At 66.8% G+C, this 1,248-nt stretch carries 1 pseudogene; it reads right to left on the reverse strand.

From position 1 onward, the window contains the following. Positions 1 to 461 (reverse strand): annotated as a pseudogene (locus tag IH13_RS0119790) (SAM-dependent methyltransferase); the annotation flags it as partial. Between the last annotated feature and the right edge of the window lie 787 nt (positions 462 to 1,248).

Consider the following 1,248-nt stretch of genomic DNA (forward strand, 5'->3'; position numbering starts at 1 on the left):
ATGTGTATAAGAGACAGGTCGAGGAGGGCGCGGACTTCCGGGTGTTCCAGGATCTCCTTCGGCCTGCGCAGGTCCGCGGCGGCGACCATGGTGCGGTCGTTGCCTTCGAGCACCGCCTGGCTGTGCGCCACCGCGACCGGGTCGTGGTCGACGTAGGCGACCTTGGCCTGGGGGTCGGCCGCCTGGGCGACCTCGTGGACATTGCCGAACGTCGGTATGCCGGAGCCTATGTCCAGGAACTGCGTGACCCCCGAGGCGACCGCGAAGTTCACGGCCCGTCGCATGAAGGCGCGATTGGCCTGCATGATCTTGGGGAGGCCCGGCAGGAACTCCATGGCCTTGCGGGCCGCTTCCCGGTCCACCTCGAAATTGTGCGAGCCGCCCAGATAGAAGTCGTACATGCGAGACACGCTCGGCACCGAGATGTCAATGCCCTGCGGTGCCCAGGCGGGACGCTCCATCGATGTCTCCAACAAGTCGCCACGGCGATCCGGCCATGTTCATGGTCAGTGTGGACCAGAGGCTACTGATCGACCGCCAAGAGAGCGAGTGGAAACGGAAATTAGAGATCCGTTATTGGTCACACACCAGTGGCATGTGCATCAGGATCGTCGCTGCGTGTGAACACGGCGCGACGGAACGGCACCACGGCGCCCGTTTTCCCGGCCCGTGAAGCGCCGGCCGGATTCGCACCGAGGGGTGCCGTACGCCATCTCCCGTTGTCGCGACGGTCGTTGGAAGAAGCGCGACGGGACCTCGTGCACACCGGGGGCCACCTGCGCCCCGGCGTTTTCACGGATGCACCGAGCCGTCGGTGGAGCGTTAAACCATTTTCCGTCGAAGACGATATCTATGATTTAGGGGCCGCACGGACCGAAAAGTCCGACTGCCACCCGGAGCTGGGCAACGACCGGAACCATCTCCGTTCAACGGGGCCGCTTTTGCCTTAGCTGATCGCGCGCCTCGGGTGAACCGCCCTGCGCCGATTCACCCGACGCCGGTCACCGGGGCCGGGTCCGCGGCCGGGGCGCTCGGCGCCGGGCCGCCCGACGCCGGCGGACGGGCTTCCGCCTGTTCCGGTTCCGCCGCGAAACCGTCCCGGGCCCGCAAACACCCGGCCGGGATTTCCCCTCCATCAGGCGAACGAGGCCCCGTACCGGCGTGTCTCCCGATGGCGGGGAACATGCTCCCCGGCGTGTACGGATCACGCATACGGCGGCTCGCAGCCGTCACCGCCCTGCTCTGGCT

The sequence above is a fragment of the Streptomyces sp. NRRL WC-3549 genome (assembly GCF_000721935.1).
Lineage (GTDB): Bacteria > Actinomycetota > Actinomycetes > Streptomycetales > Streptomycetaceae > Streptomyces.